Here is a 20,050-nt window from a genome sequence, read left to right as displayed (position 1 = left end):
GCATCAGCGCGACGAGGACCCGACGTCCCTGGGCCGTGTGCGGGCGGCAGGATGAGGAAGTCCGGTCGTTGCGACCGGGCCACGTATCGGACCTTCCGAGCGCAGGTGGGTCGGAGAAGGACCGAGCGCCGTCAACGGAATGAGTCTGCGCCCGCCAGGCAGAGGGAGGGGAGAAACCAGACCGCCGCATCGTCGATGCCGCTCTGGAGCGAGTCGGGCGGCCCTGACGAGCCTGGATGGTCGGTGACAATCCCGTCGCGGACATCGCCGGAGCCCGAGCAGCCGGAATCCCTGACGTCCTGGCCGGCCCAGTCGAGGGCAGCCTGCGCCACATGGTGGTCTTGTCCGGTGTCCCGGCCGACGGGATGCACCCTTGCAGGTCCGATCGCTTGCAGGTCCCGCTTGCAGGTCCGATCGCCGAGACGCGACATCGCACGAAGAGTCTCCATGACGCGGGATGGGCAGCAGTGAATCTGCCCCTGCACCAAGTTGCCCAGGGGACTCCCCACGGGCGCATGCGGCAGACGGACGGGGTTGGCGATTGACCCGGCAGCCGGAGGAAGGGTCACCAGTGTCATCAGTCGGCAGCCGCAGGCCTTGGCCTTGCCGCCCCTTGTGCGAGGGTCATGCCGAGCTGGTCGGGTGCACTGAAGGTGGGCCGACCGTCCTGGGTGACGATGACGGGGTGACGCGCTTGTGCTGCGGGGAGGTTCGGCTCCTGTACACATGACTGACAAGAAGCTGTCACACGCGGAGCGGAATGCGGGTTCGGCCGACGGCCGTTCTGACTGGCATGACTGCAGGAGCAGCGCTCAACGCGTCCGACGCGCAGAATCAGGTCGATGCGAGCGTGCATCTGGCACAGGAGGCCGCGGCCGCCGGTCTGCGGTCGGCCTGGTTCGGCCAGACCTTCGGCGCGGACCCACCCCAGCTCGCCGCGATCGTCGGGCGCGCGGTACCCGGACTGCATGTGGGCACCTCCGCGATCCCCGTCTTCGGCCGGCACCCACTGCTTGTCTCCAGCCAGGCCCAAACGGCCCAGGCCGCGACGCACGGCCGCTACCACCTCGGTCTGGCCCTGGGCACCAAACTGCTGACGGAGACCGGCTTCGGCCTGCCCTTCGAGCGACCCATCGCCCGTCTGCGTGAATTCCTCACCGCACTGCGACAGTTGACACAGACCGGCACGGCCGACTTCCACGGTGAACTGCTGACCGCCACCACCCCGGTCCCGGCGCGTGTACCGGGCGCCGAAAGCGGCGTCCCCGTGCTGGTCGCCGCGATGGGACCGCAGGCGCTGCGGGTCAGCGGTGAGCTGGCGGACGGGATCCTGCCGTATCTGGCGGGACCGCGCGCCCTGGCGGAACACACCGTCCCCGCCCTGACCGCCGCGAGCGAGGCCGCAGGCCGTCCCGCACCCAGGATCGTGGCCCTGGTACCCGGGGTGGTCACGGACGACGTGGATTCGGTGCGGGCGAAGGTCACCGACAACCTCGCGTTCTACGAACAGATCCCGTCCTACGCGCGGGTCATCGCACTCTCCGGCGGCCGCCGGGCCGCCGACGTGGCCGTGATCGGCAACGAGAAGGCGGTCGAAGCCGAAGTACGGCGTTACCGCGACGCCGGCGCCACCGAGGTCGTGTTCTCGGGCACCGAGATCGCGGGAGAAGCGGACCGCCGGCGCACCTGGGCGCTCCTCGGTGACCTGGCCCGCTGACTGAGCCATCGGGCCGTCGGCCCGCAGATGCCCTGCACCTCTGTGCGAGGCCGAACCTCGCGTGACAAGGGAGAACTCATGACCAGTGAGGTCACCACGACAGACCTTCAGGCCTTCACGGAGAACTGGCTGGACTGGTACAGCGCCCAGGAGGCCAGGCTCGCCGATCCGCACGGGTTCCTGGCCATCACCAGCCTGCACTGGCTCGACGATCGGCCACAGCGTTTCCCCGATGCGCCCGGTGCGTGGCACACCGGCCGCGAGGGGGTCGTCGTGAACCTCGGCGACGAAGAAGAACTGATCGTCGACGGAACGGCGGCGCGGGGTGAACACACCTTCGGCGTGCTGCCCGAGCGCGGCGGCATCGACGTGGTGTGGGGAGACGCCGTCATCGAGGTTGCCAAGCGGGGCGGCCATGACATCGTGCGCCCTCGGCACCCGGACGCGCCGCTGCGTACGGCCTTCACCGGAACACCCGCCTATGCCCCCGACCCGCGCTGGGCCGTGACGGGCCGGTACATCCCCTTCGAGGAGCCGCGGCCGACCACCGTGGGCGGGGCAGTCGAGGGCCTTGAGCATGTGTACGACGCTCCGGGCAGGATCGACTTCGAGCTGTACGGGCGCCAACTGTCCCTGACCGCGTTCCCCGGACGCGGTGCGGGCCGGCTGATGGTGCTGTTCACCGACGCGACCTCCGGGGTCACCACCTACGCCGCCAACCGGGTCCTGGCCGTCGGGCCACCCGCCGCCGACGGCACGGTCGTCCTGGACTTCAACCGCGCCGCAAACCTGCCGTGCGCGTACACAGACCTGGCCACCTGCCCGCTGCCGCCGGCTGAGAACCGGCTGTCGGTGGCGATCGAGGCGGGTCAGAAGATCCCCCGCGAACGCGGCGGATCCTGAGCCGGGCGGCCGGCCGAGGTGGCTGCAGTCCTGCGTGGGTGAGCGGAACACGACCGGCTGCCAGATCCCGCAGGAGGCGGACGACGTTCGGAGCCAGATCAACCTGCTCTTGGGTCGCTCGAGCTCCAGGAGCAGGTTCATCAGGGGTGCCAGGCGTGGGTGGACCTGGCCGGTGCCGTCGTCGAGGAGGCCGGCGAGCCGGTCGGCCAGAGTGCACCGTTCGCAGATCCGACCACCGCGCAGCATCCCCTCGAAGCCACAGCGGTCGCAGAAGAAGTCGCGGCTGATTCCCGCGCACTCGCGACAGATCGGGGCGCCGTTCTCGTCCCGGCCGGGCAGTAGTCGGTCGGCGCCGCAGCCCGGGCAGTGACCCCGGACGCGCATGGCGCGCTCGTAGCAGGTCCGGCAGATCGGCCCGTCGGACCACTCTGCCGACTTGGCCTCCCGTCGGCCGCAGCGCGAGCACGTGCGGACGTGCCAACGGTCGAACTCCTCCGGCGTCACTGTTCATCCTCCGTCAGCCGGACCCGTTGGGGGCGGCGGGCGGCCAGGTCGATCGGCGCGTTCTCGCCGACTGCTCGCCGGGCGGTCAGGTTCTCGGCCGAAGTGGTGGTCAAGTCGGCAGGCGTGCAGTCGAGGATGTCGCAAAGCGCGGCCGGCACCGGCAGCGAGAGCCGTTCAGGGAGCCCGCACCAGGTCACTGCAGTCGCTGGCGTGATCCCCTACGCAGCCAGGTGCGTCGCTCCTGGCAGCCCGGGCAACAGCAGACGGCCAGCGAGCCCCGGGACCGCTGTCGCGTCTTCGCACCCGATTATTCGCATCCGATGCGATTGGCGTCGGCAGGAACATCGGTACAGCCGTTGACACTGAGAACGATCTTGGTCCGGCTGTAGCCGGAAGGGCGTTGACACGGTTCTCGTATGCGCGGCGGGCCTTGCGCTGTGCCGGGATCGCCGCGGTGCCCTGGGTGCCGTCGAGGAGCCGGCAGCGTTCGGGAAGCTGCGATGAGACCCCAAGCAGCTCTGCGCAGTGCTCCGATTTCGCCACGCTGCGATCACGTCACAGGCTCGAAGCTCTTGGCTGCGCGGCCTTGGCGTTGGGGCGAGTGGTTCCGTGGCATCCGGCCACGGAGCCTCCGCAGAACCCGTTGGCGGACCACGGCGACCACTGCTAGTTTTCCGGAGGCCGTGCGAGAGAACGAGGAGGTGGTACCCGTGAACGCAGTTTCGACATGGGTGCTCTCCTCCGGGGTCACGGTCGGGCGATAGGTCGTCCGGGAGCGCCGTTCAAGAGCACTCCCGAAAGGCACGACCATGCAGTTCACTTCTGAACAGCGCCTCGACGACGGCGTCCTCGAGCGCGAATTCACCCTCGGCGAGATCCCCGGCACCCTGTGGACGTCCGGATCCGCACCTGCCCCGCTGATCCTGATCGGCCACAACGGCGGCTTGCACAAGCGGGAAGCCCGGCTGATGGCCCGGGCCCGGTACTCCGCGGCGAAGTACGGCTATGCGGTGGCCGCCATCGACCATCCCGGGCACGGTGTCCGGCCCCGTTCCGCCGTCGACGAGCAGGCTCGCGCCGACCTCCGCCGGGCGATGCAGTCCGGCGAGCCGGTCGACGAGATCTTCGAGTCCTTCGTCGGCCCGCTGGTCGAAAAGGCGGTCCCGGAATGGCGGACCACCCTGGACGCTCTCCTTGCGCTGCCCGAGATCGGCGGCCCGGTCGGGTACTCGGGGATGACCGCCATCGGCATTCGGCTGGCGGTGGTCGAACCGCGCATCGCGGCCGCCGGCTTCTTCGCCGGGGGTTTCGTGCCCCGCGCCCAGCGCGAGGAGGCCCGGCAGGTCACCATTCCGCTGCAGTTCCTGCTGCAGTGGGACGACGAGGGGAACGACCGGCAGCTGGCCCTGGACCTGTTCGACGCCTTCGGCACCAAGGAGAAGACGCTGCACGCCAATATGGGCGGGCACGCCGGCACCCCGTGGTTCGAGGTGGACGACGGGGACCGGTTCTTCGCCCGGCACCTGAAGTGAGGCCGGGCCGTCAGGCCGGCAGCAGACGCTAAGCGGTGTCGGCCAGGATGCCGCTCGTCGAGGACAGGTCCCGCCCCTCCTCGATGACGGCGGCCGGCAGATGCACAACCGCCCCGATCGCGGCGGTACCGGCCATCGGCGGTACCGGCCGGTCGGGGCGGCGCTCGGCCATCAGCGTCTCCACAGCTGGGCCCACGCCGTGAGGCACTCGGCCCGTACCTTGCGGATCGCCGGGCAGGCGACCGACTCGACCACCAGCGCCCGGGCCGGGGCCGGCGGCCAGCAGCCGGCCGTCTGCGAACCAAGCACAACATGGAGCACCCCACGCCAGATTCCACACCGAACGCTGGTCACAGGCCGAAGTGGTTACTACCCGGGGCTACTTGGGGTCTCATCGCTGCTTCCCGAGCGGAGGGCCTGAACGACCGTGATCGTTCTCAGCGCCAACGGCTGTACCGATGTCCACCAAGGCTGTCCATCAGGTCGACAACCTGGCATCCTGCCGCGTCGCCGAGAAGAACGGCTGCCAATCCGACAGGATCCTGCCGTCGGCTCCTCCCTCCTACCCTCTCGATGGTCATCTGCCTCGTTCCGCTCGTCCGCGCCGGGGCCCGCTTCGAACGCGGGCTCCTGGATGAGCGGCGGGAGGACTCCGCAGCCTGATCACGCCGCACGCGATCCGTTCAGACCGTGATCGCAAGCTTGCCCTGCACTCCGCCGGCAGCCAGCACCTCGTGTGCCTCGGCCAACTTCTCCAGTGGGAAGACCTGCTGCAAGTGCACCCGCAGCCTTCCCGCCTCGACCAGCTCGGTCAGTGCCTCCAGGCCGGCCGGGTCCGGCTCCACGCCGACCGCTGCGAAGCGTACGCCGGACCGCTCCGCCAGCTTCGGCAGGGTGGTGCTGGTCCGCTCCACCGCCGTCACCAGCACGCCGCCCTGCCGCAGCACGCCGAAGGAACGCTCGGCGTTCCCGCCACCCAGGGTCTCCAACACCACGTCCACCGGCGCATCCCGGAGCACCTCGGTGTAGTCCTGGGCCCGGTAGTCGATCAGCTGGTCCGCGCCCAACCCGCGCAGAAAGTCGTGCTTGCCCGCACTCGCCGTTCCCACCACCTCCGCGCCGAGGTGTTTGGCCAGCTGCACCGCGATGTGCCCGAGCCCGCCGCCCGCACCGTGGATCAGTACCCGTTGCCCTGGCCGCAGTTGCGCAATCTCCACCAGTGCGTGCCAGGCGGTCAGGCCGACCAGCGGCAGCGCCGAGGCCTCCTCGTGACTGATTCCTGCGGGCTTGCGAGCGAGCTGCCGCGCGGGGGCGACCAGGTACTCGGCGTTCGCCCCGGCCGCGGCCGGGAAGTACGGCATCCCGTAGACCTCGTCGCCGACCTTGAACCGGTGCACACCCGGATCGACCTGCTCGACCACCCCGGAGATGTCCCAGCCCAGGACGAAGGGCGGCTCGCCCAGCAACGGGAAGGCGCCGGAGCGGACGAACAGTTCCACGGGGTTGACGCTGGTCGCCTTGACGCGGACCAGCACCTGCGTCGGTCCGGGTGCCGGCTTGGGCGCGTCGTCGACGAGCTCCAGCACCTCGGGGCCGCCGAAAGTCTTCTGGGTGATCGCACGCATCGTGTTGCACTCCTGTTCGGAAGATCGCTTGGGATGTCCCTATCCTCGACGGGCCGGTAACCGTTGAACAGAAGGCACTTCAAAGGTATATAGGTACCTCATGGGTACTACTGACGACCTGCGCTTCTACGGTGGCGCGGATGCCTATCTCGCTGCCTGCCCCTCGCGCCAGATCTTGGACGTACTTGCCAACAAGTGGACCATGTTGGTCATGGGCGCACTGTCCGGCGGCCCGATGCGCTTTGGCGAGCTGCGGCGCCGACTGGAGGGCATCACCCAGAAGATGCTCACCCAGACCCTGCGCACCCTGGAGCGGGACGGCCTGGTCACCCGCACGGTCTACCCGACCATTCCACCCAAGGTCGAATACGCGGCCACCGGGCTGGGCGAGAGCGTCACCGCGCTGATGCACGCGATCCGCGTCTGGTCGGAGGAGAACATCAATGTCGTCCTGAACGCTCGCGACGCCTACGACGCGCGGGCCGCCCAGGAGGTACAGCCAGTCACCGCCTGATCGCCTTCGGCTCGGCAGCTTCGGACTGGTCATCGAGACCCAGCCCGGCTTGTACACCCTGCGCCACAAGTAGCCCCACGTCGCAGCTCAGCTCAGAACGCCAAAGTCCAGCGATCCACAACTCTTGACAATTGCTCGTCTGCCCGGACGAGACGAGCGACAACCCACAGGCCCTTCAGGACTACGCCAAGCGGCTTGTCGGCGCGTGTACTTGGTCCTGCCACTGGGACTGAGCGGGGCTGTACCGGGCCAGGAACCGTAGGTGCCGTACGGGCGTCTCTGCCGCCGCAAGTGGAGAGCACCGTCCGGCACCAACGACCTGGGGGGCATCCGCGATGGCCCGAAAGACCCGAAGAACCTGGAAGACCTGGAGACCCTGGAGAGCGGTGACCACCGCTCTCGCCATCCTGATCGGCCTGACCGCCGCCGGGGCGTCACCCGCCTCCGCCGACCCGGGCGGACCGGTCGCGCCCAACCTGGACCAGCACTGCGCCGTGCAGAACAGTGGCAGCGGTCCCATGACGATCGCGATACCCGTCGACCGGATCACCCTCAGCCTCGAGTCCGTCGGTTACGCGCCCGCCAACTCCACCATCACCGCCTTCTACACCATCAGCGGCAGCACCAGGACCGGCACCGCCACCGGCGCATTCGACACCGCCAGGAAGAACGCCACATTCAACTTCTCGGTGTCCAACCCGCCGCCGGGCGCGACACTGACCGTCACCTACCAGGTGTGGTGGCACGACGTCGGCGTCTACTACAGCAACTTCGTGAGCGCTCCGCTGGCTCCCTGCACCCGGGACAACACCACCTACGTCGACGCCTCGACGTGGAACGACTACGTGACGGTGACCGGCGTCTCCCAGCGGTGCGAGACCGTCGACCTCGGGGTCGGCGGCAGGCACGCCTATATCCGCGAGGACATCGTGACGGTGAACGTCGCGCACGGTTCGTCCTACTGGCCCTCGTGGTATGCGGGCCGGTCGGTCTGGGCCGACTACTGGATCGTCGGCCAGAAGACCTACACCTCGGGAACGTCCGGCGTCTTCGACTCCGATGGCAAGGCCACGCTGTCGTTCGTGATCATCGCTCCGACCACCGGCGCCGAACTCGACGTGCTGGCAAGCGGCCAAGCGGGCTCGCACACCTTCCCCGCCCATTCCTGGGCCACCATCGCCTGCTGACCCGGCTCCGACACCGAACAGCATCATCGACCCTGGGGGAGAGATCAAAATGACCAGGAGAGCACCAAGACCGCCAAGGCCATTGAGCGCACTGAGATCACGAAGAGCGCCGAGCGCACTGATCGCGAGTCTGGCCCTGCTCATCGGCCTGACCGCCGCCGGAGCGTCGCCCGCCTACGCCGGTCTGGACGGGCCGGTGGCGGCCTACGTGGACCAGCACTGCGGAATGGACACCACCCGGAGCGGTAGGACGACCACCGCCGTACCCGTGGACCGGGTCACCCTGAACCTGGAAGCCGTCTCACACGGCCCCGCCGACTCCAAGATCACCGCCGTCTACACCATCCCCGGCACCAGCAAATACGGCACGCTCTTCGGCCAGTTCGATCCGACCAAGGGAAACGTCACCTTCAACTACACGGTGGACAACCCGCCCGCCGACGCGACGCTGAGCATCAGCTACGAGGTCGCCTGGACCGACGGCACCTACTACAGCACTACGCTGACCCGCACCCTGCTCCACTGCACGCGGGACACCACGACCGGGGTCGACAGGGAGTGGTGGTTCGACGACGCCTACACCACCGCCTTCCAGCAGTGCACCACCGTCGGCACATGGCCGTACTCCATCCGCGCGGTGGACGTGACCGTGCACATCTCGCACGACCTCTCCGACGCATCCAGATTCGCGCGGGAACCGGTGTGGGTGGACTACTGGATTCCCGGCAAGAAGGGCTACACCTCGGGAACGTCGGGCACCACCGACTCCGTCGGTGATGCCTGGGTGACGTTCCGGCTGGTCGCCCCGCCCACCGGCGCCGAACTCGACATCCTGTCGAGCGTCAGGGAGGACACGAGCCGCACCTACCCCGTCCACAAGTGGGTCACGATCGGCTGCTGACCGGACCGGGTCACTGGGTCGTGCCCTCCGGGACCCAGCCAGAGCCGCCCGGCGGAAATTCGTAGGCGGGCCGGCCGTTGTCGCCACTCGTGCGGAACGGCCGCCCGTTGTCGTTGATCACCAGCGTGCCGCTGCGGGAACCGCTGGACCAGTGGGCGTCCAGCACCCAGGTCATGTCGTATGCGGAGGCGTCCGCCCTGATGCAGACGACCTCCGGGTCCGACTCGGGCCACTGGACGTTCAGTGGGGGCGGGTCGTGACGGACGTAGTGCCGGAGAGGCGGGATGGCGTGCTGGTCCATTTCGCGGACGGGCGACAGGAGACGTTCGACCTCGTGATCGGCGCGGACGGTGCCTGGTCCCGGGTCCGCCCGGCGGTCTCGTCCGCGACGCCGCAGTACACCGGCGTCACCTTGGTCGAGACCTCCCTGGACGACGTCGACACCCGCCACCCCGACCTCGCCCGGCTGGTCGGCGACGGTTCCGTGGCTGTGTACGGCGTGAACCGCACGCTCGTCGCCCAGCGCAACAGCGGCGGCCACGTCAAGGTATACGTCCAGTTCCGCGTGCCGCTGGACGGCACACCAACCCGGACCGGCCTATGGGCCTGAACCAGCGCGCGGGCCTGGGCCTGGCCGACGTCGAGGCCGCGCGATCGAGCCTGCCGGCTCTGTTCGGCGACTGGGCCGCTCCCGTCCTCGGCCTCCTCCGCCACGGCACAGCTTTCGTCCACCGCCCCCTCTACACCCTTCCGGTGTCCCACACTTGCTTTCTGGTCCCCCAAGCACCCCGCCTGGCACCGATCGACCGGACCTGCCGAGCGCGGGCTCGACCTGAGGTTGCCTCCGTGGTGAGCGACCTGGCCGAGGCCGGTCCCAAGAACGCCGGTAGCGGCAGCCGGCCGTCGGTGTTTCGGCGGTCACAGACGGACCATGTACGCACCCGGCGACCACAGCCGGTGATCACTACAGGTCTGCGTGCGAGCGACCATCAACAGGTTGGCGCCCGGCGCGAGATCGGCGGCCAGGGCCCGTCCAGGGGCCGTGGCTTCCAGGGCCTGGGTGATCAGGCGCCCCGGGGAGTCGGCCCCGGAATCGGCGATGTTCTCCGTGGAGAACCAGCGGCCACATCCTGACCTGCGTTTTTCCACCTGAATCTACCTGAATCCAGTAGGTCGTCGAGGTCTTCTCCCCGGCCGACGGTGCTGTGGTCGGAGTCGGCATGCGGCTGTAGCGGGACAGGTTCCAGGCGAACCGGTCGGTCAACAGCACGGCCAGCGCGGTGGGATCGGAGCGACTCAGGTACAACCTGCCCCAGGGGGCGGGAGCGTTCCGGCCGCCGAGCAGTTTCCGGTCCGCGGGGAGCCTTGTTCCGTTCGGCGTCACGGTGCGGGGATCGTCACCGGTGCGGGCCAGGTGGTCGAGTACTTCCCCGAGCCTGTGCTCACGGCTGCCTTCCGCGAGTGCCCCAGCCCGCCACTGCTCCAGCACCCGCGTGTTCTCCCGGATCCGTATCAGTGCGGTGCGGAACTGCCTCAGCGCGGCCAATGCCACCTTTTCTCGCTCGGCGTCCTCGTAAGACTGTTTCCTCGGCCCCAGCGCGGGAACACGGCGAGCCAACTCCTCGGTCACCGGCCCCGATGCCAGCCGCGGATCATCCTGCGGCAGCCCGCGTATTGCGTAGAGGGGCGCCCTGCCGTTGTTGCTTCCGACGGGCTGCGTTCGCCGGCGCTTGAGCATGGCCGCCGTCAGACCGCCACCCGGGATGGACGGACGGGTCAAGGCCGGCAACGGGCCACCGCCCTTCACCCGCTGTCCGGCCCGTGCGGAGGCGGATGCTCGGCACGGGCGAGGGCCTTCTGCACGGCACCCCGCTGGAACCTCACACGGGTGCCGATCGTGCCAGGGTCCGCAATCTGCCGGTGGAGGTGCGCCAGGATCGTCCCGAGCCGGACAGGTCAGGTCAGGTCAGGTGTCAGCTCAAGGTCAGGTCAGGTGACAGATCGGACATGGCGTGCCCCGTGCAGCGCCGCTACGGCCCCCGACCGCCGGCCCTGCCACTACGAATATTCGGCGAGCCGGCGGTAGGCGGCGCGCTGCTCCTCTTGCGCATGGATGAGGTGGTCGTCGGGGATCGGACCCCCAACCTGATTCGATTGCCTGTTTGATTCTCTTGCCGCCGAACCTTGACGACCATTGGGTTTGCGCCCATCGATTCCTGATGGCGCCTGTCAAGCCGCGAGGGCGGTGGGGGCGTGAGCCCGTAGCACCGGCCGTCACGCGACAGGGCCCAGGGGACGTTGACGCGGCGGGCGAGCGCGAGGACAGCCTGGGTGTGAGGCTTGCCCTCGGCACGCCTGCGGTCGTACGACCGGTGGGACTCCTCGCACTTTCCGATACCGAACAGTACGGAGACGCCGAAGACCCGCTGGACGCGGCGGCTGTATCGCCGGGGACGTCGCAGGTTTCCGCCGGCCTTGCCGGAGTCGCGCGGAACAGGTGCGACACCAACAAAGCCGCGAGGCGGTCCGGGGCAGGCGGCCGACCCTGATCCGCCAGAGCGCTATGCCCTCATTGCGTAGATATTCTGTGAGGTGTGATCGAGTCTGGACGGCCGCGGCTCCGTCGCCGCCACGGCCGGGGGAGGCTTGTGCGGCTGTCGCCGGTCATCCTGACCGTCGTCATCGCCAGCCTGGCATACGCCACTCCCCCGGAAATGGCCTTCAGTCGCCTCCTGCCCGCGGCGCCGGCCCTCGCCGCCGCCATGTGGCCGGTGCTCCCCACCGTCCTGCTGGGGACGGTCTGCCTTCTTCTCATGATCGGCCTCAGCCTCGTGTTCCCCGGTCTGGGGACGTGGTGGACGGCTGCGGGGATCATCGCGGTCACCGTGGCGGCCGCGTACGGAAGTCATGTCCGGCTCCAGCGGGAGCGGACCCTCTTTCAGGTGCGGCTCGTCGCCGACGCTGCGCAGCAGGTGGTGCTGAGTCCCATGCCGCGCCGCTTCGGGAGCGTCGAGATCGAGTCGCTGTATCTCGCGGCCGCGGCGGAGGCTCGTATCGGCGGGGACTTCTACGAGGTGGTCGACACGAAGTACGGGGTCAGGCTGCTCATCGGTGACGTGCGGGGCAAGGGCCTGCCGGCAGTGGGGGCGGCCGCGGCGATCGTCAACGCCTTCCGGGAGGCGGCCTACGGCGAGGCCGACATGGTCGCCGTCGCGCGCCGACTGGACGCCAGCAGCACCCGTTACAACGCCGCCTTTCCCCCGGAGGGGCCGATGGAGCGCTTCGCCACCGCCCTTCTCGTAGAGATCCCGCACGATGACAGGCATATCGAGATCCTCAACTGCGGACATCCCCCGCCACTGCTCCTGAACCACGGGGAACTCCGGGCCCTCGAGCCCACCACCCCCTCGCCACTGCTCAACCTCGCGGAGTTGATCGGCGATCACTACAACGTCGACACCTTCGACTTCACCCCCGGCGACCTGCTGCTTCTCTATACCGACGGGGTCGCCGAGGCCCGCGCCCGAGACGGCGAGTTCTTCCCGCTGGCGGCCTGGATGCGCCGACAGCCCCCGACGCCGCCCCACGAGCTGCTCACGGCCCTTCACCGGGACCTCCTCCACTACAGCAAAGGACGCCTTGACGACGACATCGCCGCCCTCGCCGTGCGCCTGTGCGAACCCTCGGAGTAAGCCCGGCCCAGATCGCGGCCACGTGCTGCCTCCTTGCGGTGTGCTGCCGGCACCTCCCACGGACGACCTCTCCGTCGATTCCCCGCGGGCGATCATTCGCAATTCCTGACTGACGGCCGGGTCGGCGTCGGGCGGCCAATCGATGGTTGCGTCCGAGGAAGTGGTGTACGGGTTCGACCTGATCCAGGGGTTTGCTCAGGCATCGGGGTGAGGCATGGGCGAACCAGTGCAAGCGCGGTGAGCGGCAGCATCAGCCCGGGCAGCGCGGGGAGGACGAGGAACCCCGTCCGGCCGGTGTCGACGCCCGCCCTCAGTGGGGAACAGGGGCCTACGGCTCCTGCCACTTGTCCGGCCCCGGGTCTCGGCCCTCGGCGCGCTCGACCAGGCGGTCCAGGTAGTGGGTCCAGCCCTCGAAGTGGGGGGCGCAGGCCTCGGGGGGCAGGTCGCGGTGGACCAGGGTGAGCAGGGTGCCCTCGCCGTCGGGGGTCAGGGTCACCTCGACCGTACTGGCCCCGGGCGGCACCCCCATGGCGCCGCCCACCAAGCCCCAGGTGAAGACCACCCGGTGGTACGGGTCCACGGCCAGGAACTCGCCGGCGACGTGGTGGTCGGCGTTGACGTTGGTCCGGTACGCCCCGCCCGGGGTGAAGGAGAACTCGCCGTCTTTGCCCATCCAGGAGAGCCACTTCTCCCGGTCGGTGAAGAACGAGAACACCGTCTCCGGGCGGGCGGCGATCCGCCGCTCCAGAACCACCTGATCGGTCGTCATCCGCCGGTCCCCTTCGGCTCCTCCGCCCGTTCGGCCGCTTCCGCTGCTTCGGTTGCTTCCGCCAGTTCGGCGAGCACGTCCAGCTTGTCGGCCCACATCGACTGCAGATAGGCCGCCAGTGGCCCCATCGCCTCCCGGTCGGCCCGGTAGTACCGCTTGCGGCCCTCCTGGCGCAACGTGACCAGGCCCGCCTCGCGCAGCACCTTCAGGTGCTGGGAGACCGCGCCGAAGGTCACCTCGAACCGCTCGGCGATGTCGCCCGCGCACAGCTCGTCCTCCCAGACCAGCCGCAGGATCTCTCGTCGGCGGGGTTCGGCTATCGCTTGGACCGCTTCCATGGCTGTCATTTTAGTCAGGGCTTCAGCTTGCGCTCCGCCTGTGGTCATTTTAGTCTCGCCTTAATCAATGAATCCGAGACCCGCCGAGCCCCAGAGCACCGAGGACCCCACCATGCAGACCGCAATGACCGAGTTCGCCACCCTGTTCGCCCGCACCGTCGAGGCCGTCCCGGCCGACCGGCTGACCGCTGCCACCCCGTGCGAGCAGTACACCGTCGCCGACCTGCTCGCCCACCTCGGCGGCGTGCTCCCCGACGCCGAGCGCGCGGCCGCCAAGCTCCCCCGCACCGGCGAGCCCACCCCCGTCACCGAGCCCGCCGCGGTGGCGGCCAGCGCCGAGCGCGCTGCCGCGGCCTGGCTGCGGCCGGAGGCGATGACCGGCGAGACCGACTTCGGCCCCAACGCCCTCCCCGCGAGCGTCGCCGCCGCCATCACCCTGCAGGAGCTCGCCCTGCACGGCTGGGACCTGGCCCGCGCCGTCGGCCTGCCGTTCCCGGTCGGCGAGGAGGCTGCCATCCAGCTGCTCGGCGTGGTCGAGCAGATCGCCGGCCAGGCCCGCGCCAACGGCGGCTACGGCCCGGCCGTCACCGCCCCGGTCGACGCCTCCGCCTTCGACCGCGCGCTCGCCCTCAGCGGCCGCACCCCGGGCTGGATCGGCTGACCCACCAACGGATGGTCGGTGGTCAGCCATACCCGGGGCCGACCCACCGACCGCGATCGCCCTGGCGGGCGGTCACACCCGGCGCTCCCGAAATGTGGATCAGAGCAGCTTTCCACGACCGCCGCCGGAAACGCTGCCCGACCTTCCCGGCGCATGAGCAGAACCCCACAGCACGACGTTGGACACGCCCTCGTCCATCCGGTGTCGCCCGGGCCTCTCCTCCGGCAACGCCATGGCCCTGAGACCCGGCCGCTCACCACCGCCCGGCAGTGACGCAATCGCGAGTTGGCCATGTTCATGTGCATGAAGCGGGTCTTCGAAGGCGAGGCCCTCGAGCTCACCTCGTCCGGCGGCGATCGGAGCGCCTCCGCCTCAGCGGTGGCCGTCCGCCACGCCCGCGACAAGGACAACCTTGTGTGCCTGCTTCCCCACGTCGGCGGCACGTGTTGCCAGCTGGTGCGGCGTCCTGCTGGGGAGGGGCCTTTAACGCTTTGCCGGTGCCGTTCGACTCCTTCGGTGTGAAGGGACAACAGTTAACGCCTCTCCTAGGCTTGGCACCACTTGCGCCGGTCGTCGCCACGGGCGGTCTGCCGTGGGTGGTGCTTCCCGTGCTGGGGGCTTTGAGCTGGGCAGGTGTGTGGGTTGCCGAATGGCAGCGTCGCCGCACCTTGTCGACAGTGCTGCGCCAGGCGCCGCCCGGCACGGTGGTTGAGCAGGAGCGGGGCATCGGGGGGCCGGGTATGCGCATCAGGGTCGGAGGTTCCGGTGTGCGGGCTCGCCGGGGGCGGTGAGGAATGGGGATACTCGGCCCGGAGGACCAAGCTCGCGTGACAGCTCTGTTCGACGAGTTGTACGAGCCGTTGCGCCGTTTCCTCTCCCGCTACGGCAAGGAGTCCGGTACGGACTTGTCCTCCGACCGCGACATCGTGATGGGTGCCTTCAGAGCAGCGATCGAACAATGGGAAGACTTTGGGACATTGAGCGAAAAGCATCAGGAGGCATGGCTGTTCGCTGTCTGCCGCAACCACCGGATCGACGAGCTGCGACGACAGGGCCGCCTGGGTGCCCTCATGGAACAGAAGTGGGCGCTGGAACGGACATGGCAGGAGAATCCGGAGCAAGTTGTTCTGGACCGCCTGGCGGTGGCCAAATGCGTCATGGTCTTGAACGACATGCCCCCCGCACGGCGAGCGGTAGCCACGATGGCGTGGCTGCTGCAGATGGCCACGAAGGAGATTGCCACGGAGCTGGACATGAGTCCGGGAAACGTCCGGGTACACCTGTGCCACGCGCGCAGCGCCCTCAGGGAACAGGTGGGCCCCTACTTGTCGTTCCCGGTCAAGGACCGTGACGATGGACGGGAGAGGAGGAGAGCATGAGCAGGCAGCCGCGAAACCCGGACGCAGCGACCGAGGACACCCCGGTCTACGTCATCTCGGTGGCGGCCCAGCTCTCCGGACTCCACCCGCAGACGCTGCGCCAGTACGACCGCCTCGGTCTGGTCTCCCCCGACCGCACGGCCGGCCGTGGCCGCCGCTACTCGGCCCGCGACATCGAACGACTCCGCCAGGTACAGCAGTTGTCGCAGAACGAGGGCATCAACCTGGCCGGCCTCAAGCACATCATCGAACTGGAGAACCAGGTCGCCGCGCTCCAGTCCCGCGTCGCGGAGACGCAGTCCGCAGTGGAGGGCGCGGCAGCGGTGCTCCGGCTGCGCGAGACCGCGGGGCAGCTTCCCTACCGACGCGGCCCGGCCTCGTACCAGGAACTCCGGGACAGCACTCCGACCGTCGTGTGGCGGCCGCAACGCCCGGACGAGGGTGTGGACCAGGGTGTCCGCAGCACCGGCGATCGACGCATCGAGCCACAGGAACCACAGCGCCTGGATCAGGACGGTACCGAAAACGCTTCGGACCAGGACCTGACGGATTTGATGAACCAGGCAGTACAGCAACTCGGGACACCGCCCCCACCCCAGGAGATGGAGGAAGACAGGAACGAACTACTTTCCTGGTTGCAGGACGCAGACGCTGCAACACCGCCCGCCACCACACCGGGAAACCAACCGGCCGAGGCTGCCCGGCCGCCCAGGCACAACCCTCATGAAGGAAGCCGGGACTCTCCAGTCCCGACGGAAGACACCCCGGTCTACGTCATCTCGGTGGCGGCCCAGCTCTCCGGACTCCACCCGCAGACGCTGCGCCAGTACGACCGCCTCGGTCTGGTCTCCCCCGACCGCACGGCCGGCCGTGGCCGCCGCTACTCGGCCCGCGACATCGAACGACTCCGCCAGGTACAGCAGTTGTCGCAGGACGAGGGCATCAACCTGGCCGGCCTCAAGCACATCATCGAACTGGAGGACCAGGTCGCCGCGCTCCAGTCCCGCGTCGCGGAACTGGATGCGGCCCTGGAGAGGGCGACGGCCGCGTTTGTGCAGCGCGAGGCCACCGTCCGCGCCTCCTACCGGCGCGACCTGGTCCCGTACCAGGAGGCGCAGGAGAACAGCGCGCTGGTGGAGTGGCGGCCGCGGCCTCGTCCACCGGCATAGCCGCCCTGCACATAGCGCCACACGACGGTGCCACACCGCCTGTTCGGGTGTCAGCGGGCCGCAGGGCGCCTCGCGCTTCCACACGCACCCCGATCGGGCTGCCTTTCGCTGCCTTGGGGAAGGATGAGTGGTGCGCAGGGGCGATCAGGACACGGAGCATCAACAAGCCTTCATGCATGGGCTGTTGGTTAAGGTGCCTGGACGCGAAGACGCCGCAGCGCCGGTCCTCATGGCCCGTCGGGCAGCTCCAGCTGGGAGGCCATGAGGCGGACGACCTCCGTCTGGTGCTGGGCCAGGAAGAAGTGACCGCCGGCAAAGACCTTCAGCGTGAAGGGGCCGTCGGTGTGCCCGGACCAGGCGGCGGCCTCCTCCAGGGTTACCTTCGGGTCGTCGTCGCCGACGAGACAGGTCACGGGGCAGCGCAGGGGAGGTCCGGGTTCCCAGGTGTAGGTTTCGGCCGCGCGGTAGTCCGCCCGGATGGCCGGGAGGATCATGCGCAGGACTTCCTCGTCTCCCAGCAGCTGGGGGTTGGTGCCGCTGAGGCCGCGCATCTCGGCGACGAGGCCGTCGTCGTCGCGCAGGTGGACGGTCTCGTCGCGGTGCCTGGACGGGGCACGGCGGCCGGAGGCGATGAGGGCGGCGGGCACGATGCCCCGCTCCTGCTCCAGCCGTCGGGTGATCTCGTAGGCGAGGGAGGCGCCCATGCTGTGGCCGAACACGGCGATGGGCCGGTCGGTCCAGGGCAGGAGGGCCTCGTAGACCTTGTCCGCGAGCGCCGGTACGGAGTCCAGGAGCGGTTCGCTGCGGCGGTCCTGGCGGCCGGGGTACTGCACGCACAGCACGTCCACGCTGTCGGGCATGGACCGGGACACGGGGAAGTAGAAGCTGGCGGAGCCGCCCGCGTGGGGCAGGCAGACCAGCCGGAGGCGGCTGTCGGGGCGCGGGTGGAACCTGCGGATCCAGAGGCCGTTGTCCTCGGTGAGCGGGGAGTTCACGGAATCTTGCCTTTTCGGTTTCAGTTCGATCGCCCGCCCTGCGGGGCGCTCGCCGGGTGGAGGAGAGGCGGGGCGCTTCGGGCCCCTCCCACCGCTCGTCAGGAAGCCGCGAGGTCCTCCTTGATGATGCGCTCCACGTTCCGCTCCGCCAGCGCCGTGATGGTCACGAACGGGTTGACGCCGATGCTGCCGGGGATGAGCGAGCCGTCGGTCACGTAGAGGTTCTTGTATCCGGCGACACGGCCGTAGTTGTCGGTGGCCCTGCCGAGGACGCAGCCGCCGAGCGGGTGGTAGCAGAAGTCGTCGGCGAAGGCCTTGATCTGCTTGCCGAAGAGGTCGTACCGGTAGATGGTGGCGTTGGCCTTGTTGATGCGGTCGAACAGCGACTTCGCGGCCGCGACCGCGGGCGCGTTCTGGTCCCGGGTCCAGCGCAGGTCCGCCCGGTCCTTGGCGGCGTCGTAGACGAAGGTGCCGCGCTCCGGGTTCTTGGTGATGGCCAGGTAGAGGCTGACCCAGGTCTCGACACCCGCCGGCATGGGGGCGATCTCGGCGAAGACGGGGGTGTTCGGGTTGTCCCAGTCGTCGATGCCGAGGGCGGGGATCGACGACTGCTTGGTGCCCGTGGGGTTCCACATGTGGTTGGCGCGGGCGGTCATGATGTTGCCGTTGGGGCCCCAGCCTCCGCCGACCTCGGAGCTGAGGTTCGGAAGAGTGCCGGTCTCCCGGGCACGCAGCAGCAGTTCGGTCGAGCCGAGGCTGCCGGCGCCGAGGAAGAGGTGGCGGCAGGAAATCTCCTTGGTCGCGAGCAGCTTGCCGTCGGTGTCCTTCTGCTCGACGGTCAGCAGGTACGTGCCGTCGTTCTGCTGACGGATCGTCCTGACCTGGTGCAAGGTCTCGATGGTGACCTTGCCGGTGCCCAGGGCGGCCGCCAGGTAGCTCTTGTCGAGTGAGACCTTGCCGTGGTTGTTGCCGTAGATGACCTCGGCCGCCAGCGCGGACTTGGGCACCGCGCCGTCCGCCTCACGGCGCATGTAGTCCCAGTCGTAGACGTTGGGCACGAAGGTGGTGCCCAGGCCCGCATTCGAGGCCTGCTGGCGCGAGACACGCGCGAACGTGTACCAGTCGGTCTGCTCGAACCAGCTCTTGTCGATGTTGTTGACCCGGAGGGTGGAGTTCGCGCGCGGGAAGTACTTGGTGTACATCTCGTCGGCGTCGACCTGGGGCAGCACCTCCTCGAAGTACGAGCGCCGGGGCGTGACCGCCATGCCGCCGTTGACGAGCGAGCCGCCGCCGACACCGCGTCCCACATACACGGACATCTGGTCGAAGTTGACCCGGTCCAGGACACCGGCGTAGGGCTCGATGTCCCGGTTGGCGAGGTCGAGCCAGAGGAAGGAGCCGAGCGGGGCCTCGGTGCGGGTCTTGAACCAGCTGGAGCGCCTGTCGGGCTTGAGCATCCCGCAGAATACGTTGCCGTCCGGACCGGGCTGGTTCCACAGCTGGCCCATCTCCAGCATCAGGGTGGGGACCCCTGCCTCGCCGAGACGCAGGGCGGAGACGGCCGCGCCGTATCCGGTGCCGACCACGATGGCGGGGACGAACGTGCCGCCGGAACCACTGGTTGCGGTGGCAGCGGCCGCCCGGGGGGCGGCGGTGATCGTGGTCTGCCCCGCGAGCGCGGCGGCGCCCAAGGCCGCCAGGCCGAGCATGCGGCGACGCGACAGAGGCTGGTGTGCAATCACGCTGTGTCTCCTGAGCTTTGGGGAGAGGAAAGATGGATCGGAAGGCCGGCCGGAGCGGCGCGGCCCGGGGTGGAACGAACCGTGTGGAGACCGCGCAACGGCCGTCGACGAAGTCCGGATCGGGCACGCCGGCCCTGTGGAGGCCGGGCCCGGGGGTTCGGGTACCAGGGGTACGGAAGAGGGCGTCACGGTACGGGCCCGCTCCCGGGCGTGGGCAGCGCTCAGGCGTGCCTTCAGGCGTCCGCCGAGCAGGGCAGCAGAGGGCAGGACGCGGCCGGTTCGGACCGTCCGGCGGCCCGGAGCCCGCGGTAGGCGCCGGAGGGGTGCGTCTCCACGGCGAGCGAACTCATGCGAGCCGTTCCGCCATGTGCTTGCCGGGCACTTCGTGAGCGGCGGGTCGGGCAACCCTGCGTTCGGCCCGG

18 protein-coding genes and 5 pseudogenes are annotated in these 20,050 nt (G+C 69.3%); 13 read left to right on the top strand and 10 right to left on the bottom strand.

Going from position 1 to position 20,050, the window contains the following annotated elements; genetic code table 11:
- Positions 1-236 precede the first annotated feature (236 nt).
- The 3 genes from AB0H32_RS02965 to AB0H32_RS02955 all read left to right on the top strand — a co-directional run bounded on the left by AB0H32_RS02965 (position 237) and on the right by AB0H32_RS02955 (position 2,620).
- Positions 237-545, top strand: coding sequence for a hypothetical protein (locus AB0H32_RS02965; protein ID WP_361113251.1), 309 nt, complete (start codon positions 237-239; stop codon positions 543-545).
- A 248-nt stretch (positions 546-793) separates the two neighbouring features.
- The gene (locus AB0H32_RS02960) at positions 794-1,717 is read left to right on the top strand and encodes an LLM class F420-dependent oxidoreductase (RefSeq protein ID WP_361113248.1); all 924 of its coding nucleotides are present in this window, start codon (positions 794-796) and stop codon (positions 1,715-1,717) included.
- 78 nt (positions 1,718-1,795) lie between these two features.
- Positions 1,796-2,620 (top strand): DUF1684 domain-containing protein, encoded by an 825-nt coding sequence (locus AB0H32_RS02955; protein ID WP_361113245.1) that lies wholly within the window; start codon positions 1,796-1,798, stop codon positions 2,618-2,620.
- 617 nt (positions 2,621-3,237) lie between these two features.
- Here the strand turns inward: AB0H32_RS02955 and AB0H32_RS02950 are convergent.
- Positions 3,238-3,339 (bottom strand): annotated as a pseudogene (locus AB0H32_RS02950) (hypothetical protein); the annotation flags it as partial.
- Positions 3,340-3,933: 594 nt separating this feature from the next.
- Between AB0H32_RS02950 and AB0H32_RS02945 the strand changes: the two are divergent.
- Entirely contained in the window at positions 3,934-4,656 is a 723-nt protein-coding gene (locus AB0H32_RS02945) for an alpha/beta hydrolase (protein WP_361113242.1), read from the top strand.
- A gap of 28 nt (positions 4,657-4,684) precedes the next feature.
- Here the strand turns inward: AB0H32_RS02945 and AB0H32_RS02940 are convergent, their stop codons facing one another.
- Positions 4,685-4,828, bottom strand: coding sequence for a hypothetical protein (locus AB0H32_RS02940; RefSeq protein WP_361113239.1), 144 nt, complete (start codon positions 4,826-4,828; stop codon positions 4,685-4,687).
- 511 nt (positions 4,829-5,339) lie between these two features.
- Complete coding sequence (locus tag AB0H32_RS02935; protein ID WP_361113236.1) at positions 5,340-6,281, bottom strand: NADP-dependent oxidoreductase; 942 nt, start codon at positions 6,279-6,281, stop codon at positions 5,340-5,342.
- Between the two features lie 100 nt (positions 6,282-6,381).
- On the opposite strand from AB0H32_RS02935, the gene AB0H32_RS02930 reads away from it, so the two are divergent.
- From AB0H32_RS02930 to AB0H32_RS02920, 3 genes are all read left to right on the top strand, one after another.
- The gene (locus tag AB0H32_RS02930) at positions 6,382-6,795 is read left to right on the top strand and encodes a helix-turn-helix domain-containing protein (RefSeq protein WP_361113233.1); all 414 of its coding nucleotides are present in this window, start codon (positions 6,382-6,384) and stop codon (positions 6,793-6,795) included.
- A gap of 386 nt (positions 6,796-7,181) precedes the next feature.
- Positions 7,182-7,982 (top strand): hypothetical protein, encoded by an 801-nt coding sequence (locus AB0H32_RS02925; RefSeq protein ID WP_361113230.1) that lies wholly within the window; start codon positions 7,182-7,184, stop codon positions 7,980-7,982.
- 82 nt (positions 7,983-8,064) lie between these two features.
- Complete coding sequence (locus AB0H32_RS02920) at positions 8,065-8,883, top strand: hypothetical protein (protein WP_361113227.1); 819 nt, start codon at positions 8,065-8,067, stop codon at positions 8,881-8,883.
- Positions 8,884-8,893: 10 nt separating this feature from the next.
- On the opposite strand, the pseudogene AB0H32_RS02915 reads toward AB0H32_RS02920, so the two are convergent.
- A pseudogene (locus AB0H32_RS02915) lies at positions 8,894-9,109 on the bottom strand (transcriptional regulator); the annotation flags it as partial.
- Here AB0H32_RS02915 and AB0H32_RS02910 point away from each other — a divergent pair.
- A pseudogene (locus AB0H32_RS02910) lies at positions 9,095-9,648 on the top strand (FAD-dependent monooxygenase); the annotation flags it as partial. The pseudogenes AB0H32_RS02915 and AB0H32_RS02910 sit on opposite strands and share 15 nt — an antisense overlap.
- A 153-nt stretch (positions 9,649-9,801) precedes the next feature.
- Here AB0H32_RS02910 and AB0H32_RS02905 read toward each other — a convergent pair.
- Positions 9,802-10,032 (bottom strand): hypothetical protein, encoded by a 231-nt coding sequence (locus AB0H32_RS02905; protein ID WP_361113573.1) that lies wholly within the window; start codon positions 10,030-10,032, stop codon positions 9,802-9,804.
- A 1,124-nt stretch (positions 10,033-11,156) separates the two neighbouring features.
- A pseudogene (locus AB0H32_RS02900) lies at positions 11,157-11,390 on the bottom strand (IS110 family transposase); the annotation flags it as partial.
- Between the two features lie 207 nt (positions 11,391-11,597).
- Here AB0H32_RS02900 and AB0H32_RS02895 point away from each other — a divergent pair.
- Positions 11,598-12,575, top strand: a complete 978-nt coding sequence (locus AB0H32_RS02895; protein ID WP_361113224.1) for a PP2C family protein-serine/threonine phosphatase — start codon at positions 11,598-11,600, stop codon at positions 12,573-12,575.
- A gap of 328 nt (positions 12,576-12,903) precedes the next feature.
- Here the strand turns inward: AB0H32_RS02895 and AB0H32_RS02890 are convergent, their stop codons facing one another.
- Both AB0H32_RS02890 and AB0H32_RS02885 read right to left on the bottom strand, forming a co-directional pair.
- Positions 12,904-13,344, bottom strand: coding sequence for an SRPBCC domain-containing protein (locus AB0H32_RS02890; RefSeq protein WP_361113222.1), 441 nt, complete (start codon positions 13,342-13,344; stop codon positions 12,904-12,906).
- Positions 13,341-13,682, bottom strand: coding sequence for a metalloregulator ArsR/SmtB family transcription factor (locus AB0H32_RS02885; protein ID WP_361113220.1), 342 nt, complete (start codon positions 13,680-13,682; stop codon positions 13,341-13,343). Before AB0H32_RS02885 ends, AB0H32_RS02890 begins: the two co-directional genes overlap by 4 nt.
- Before the next feature lie 112 nt (positions 13,683-13,794).
- On the opposite strand from AB0H32_RS02885, the gene AB0H32_RS02880 reads away from it, so the two are divergent.
- The 4 genes and pseudogenes from AB0H32_RS02880 (at position 13,795) to AB0H32_RS02865 (ending at position 16,891) form a co-directional block, all read left to right on the top strand.
- Positions 13,795-14,343: a TIGR03086 family metal-binding protein gene (locus AB0H32_RS02880; RefSeq protein ID WP_361113216.1), complete on the top strand. Its 549-nt coding sequence runs from the start codon at positions 13,795-13,797 to the stop codon at positions 14,341-14,343.
- A gap of 827 nt (positions 14,344-15,170) precedes the next feature.
- The gene (locus AB0H32_RS02875; protein ID WP_361113213.1) at positions 15,171-15,722 is read left to right on the top strand and encodes a sigma-70 family RNA polymerase sigma factor; all 552 of its coding nucleotides are present in this window, start codon (positions 15,171-15,173) and stop codon (positions 15,720-15,722) included.
- Positions 15,719-16,153 (top strand): annotated as a pseudogene (locus AB0H32_RS02870) (helix-turn-helix domain-containing protein); the annotation flags it as partial. The gene AB0H32_RS02875 and the pseudogene AB0H32_RS02870, both read left to right, overlap by 4 nt.
- A 345-nt stretch (positions 16,154-16,498) precedes the next feature.
- The gene (locus AB0H32_RS02865) at positions 16,499-16,891 is read left to right on the top strand and encodes a helix-turn-helix domain-containing protein (protein ID WP_361113556.1); all 393 of its coding nucleotides are present in this window, start codon (positions 16,499-16,501) and stop codon (positions 16,889-16,891) included.
- A gap of 227 nt (positions 16,892-17,118) precedes the next feature.
- Here AB0H32_RS02865 and AB0H32_RS02860 read toward each other — a convergent pair whose 3' ends face one another.
- Complete coding sequence (locus tag AB0H32_RS02860; protein WP_361113210.1) at positions 17,119-17,886, bottom strand: alpha/beta fold hydrolase; 768 nt, start codon at positions 17,884-17,886, stop codon at positions 17,119-17,121.
- Between the two features lie 98 nt (positions 17,887-17,984).
- Complete coding sequence (locus tag AB0H32_RS02855; RefSeq protein WP_361113553.1) at positions 17,985-19,595, bottom strand: GMC oxidoreductase; 1,611 nt, start codon at positions 19,593-19,595, stop codon at positions 17,985-17,987.
- Between the last annotated feature and the right edge of the window lie 455 nt (positions 19,596-20,050).

Origin of the sequence: Streptomyces sp. NPDC020362 (assembly GCF_040642095.1) — a bacterium.
Taxonomy (GTDB): domain Bacteria; phylum Actinomycetota; class Actinomycetes; order Streptomycetales; family Streptomycetaceae; genus Streptomyces.
This window is presented reverse-complemented; position numbering and strand designations above follow the sequence as displayed.

Bases quoted from the DNA above. Each gene is read 5' to 3' on its own strand.
- AB0H32_RS02930 (WP_361113233.1), top strand. From the start codon at position 6,382: ATGGGTACTACTGACGACCTGCGCTTCTACGGTGGCGCGGATGCCTAT.
- AB0H32_RS02935 (WP_361113236.1), bottom strand. From the start codon at position 6,281: ATGCGTGCGATCACCCAGAAGACTTTCGGCGGCCCCGAGGTGCTGGAG.
- AB0H32_RS02960 (WP_361113248.1), top strand. From the start codon at position 794: ATGACTGCAGGAGCAGCGCTCAACGCGTCCGACGCGCAGAATCAGGTC.
- AB0H32_RS02945 (WP_361113242.1), top strand. From the start codon at position 3,934: ATGCAGTTCACTTCTGAACAGCGCCTCGACGACGGCGTCCTCGAGCGC.
- AB0H32_RS02885 (WP_361113220.1), bottom strand. From the start codon at position 13,682: ATGGAAGCGGTCCAAGCGATAGCCGAACCCCGCCGACGAGAGATCCTG.
- AB0H32_RS02890 (WP_361113222.1), bottom strand. From the start codon at position 13,344: ATGACGACCGATCAGGTGGTTCTGGAGCGGCGGATCGCCGCCCGCCCG.
- AB0H32_RS02965 (WP_361113251.1), top strand. From the start codon at position 237: ATGGTCGGTGACAATCCCGTCGCGGACATCGCCGGAGCCCGAGCAGCC.
- AB0H32_RS02880 (WP_361113216.1), top strand. From the start codon at position 13,795: ATGCAGACCGCAATGACCGAGTTCGCCACCCTGTTCGCCCGCACCGTC.
- AB0H32_RS02955 (WP_361113245.1), top strand. From the start codon at position 1,796: ATGACCAGTGAGGTCACCACGACAGACCTTCAGGCCTTCACGGAGAAC.
- AB0H32_RS02855 (WP_361113553.1), bottom strand. From the start codon at position 19,595: ATGCTCGGCCTGGCGGCCTTGGGCGCCGCCGCGCTCGCGGGGCAGACC.
- AB0H32_RS02940 (WP_361113239.1), bottom strand. From the start codon at position 4,828: ATGGCCGAGCGCCGCCCCGACCGGCCGGTACCGCCGATGGCCGGTACC.
- AB0H32_RS02895 (WP_361113224.1), top strand. From the start codon at position 11,598: ATGGCCTTCAGTCGCCTCCTGCCCGCGGCGCCGGCCCTCGCCGCCGCC.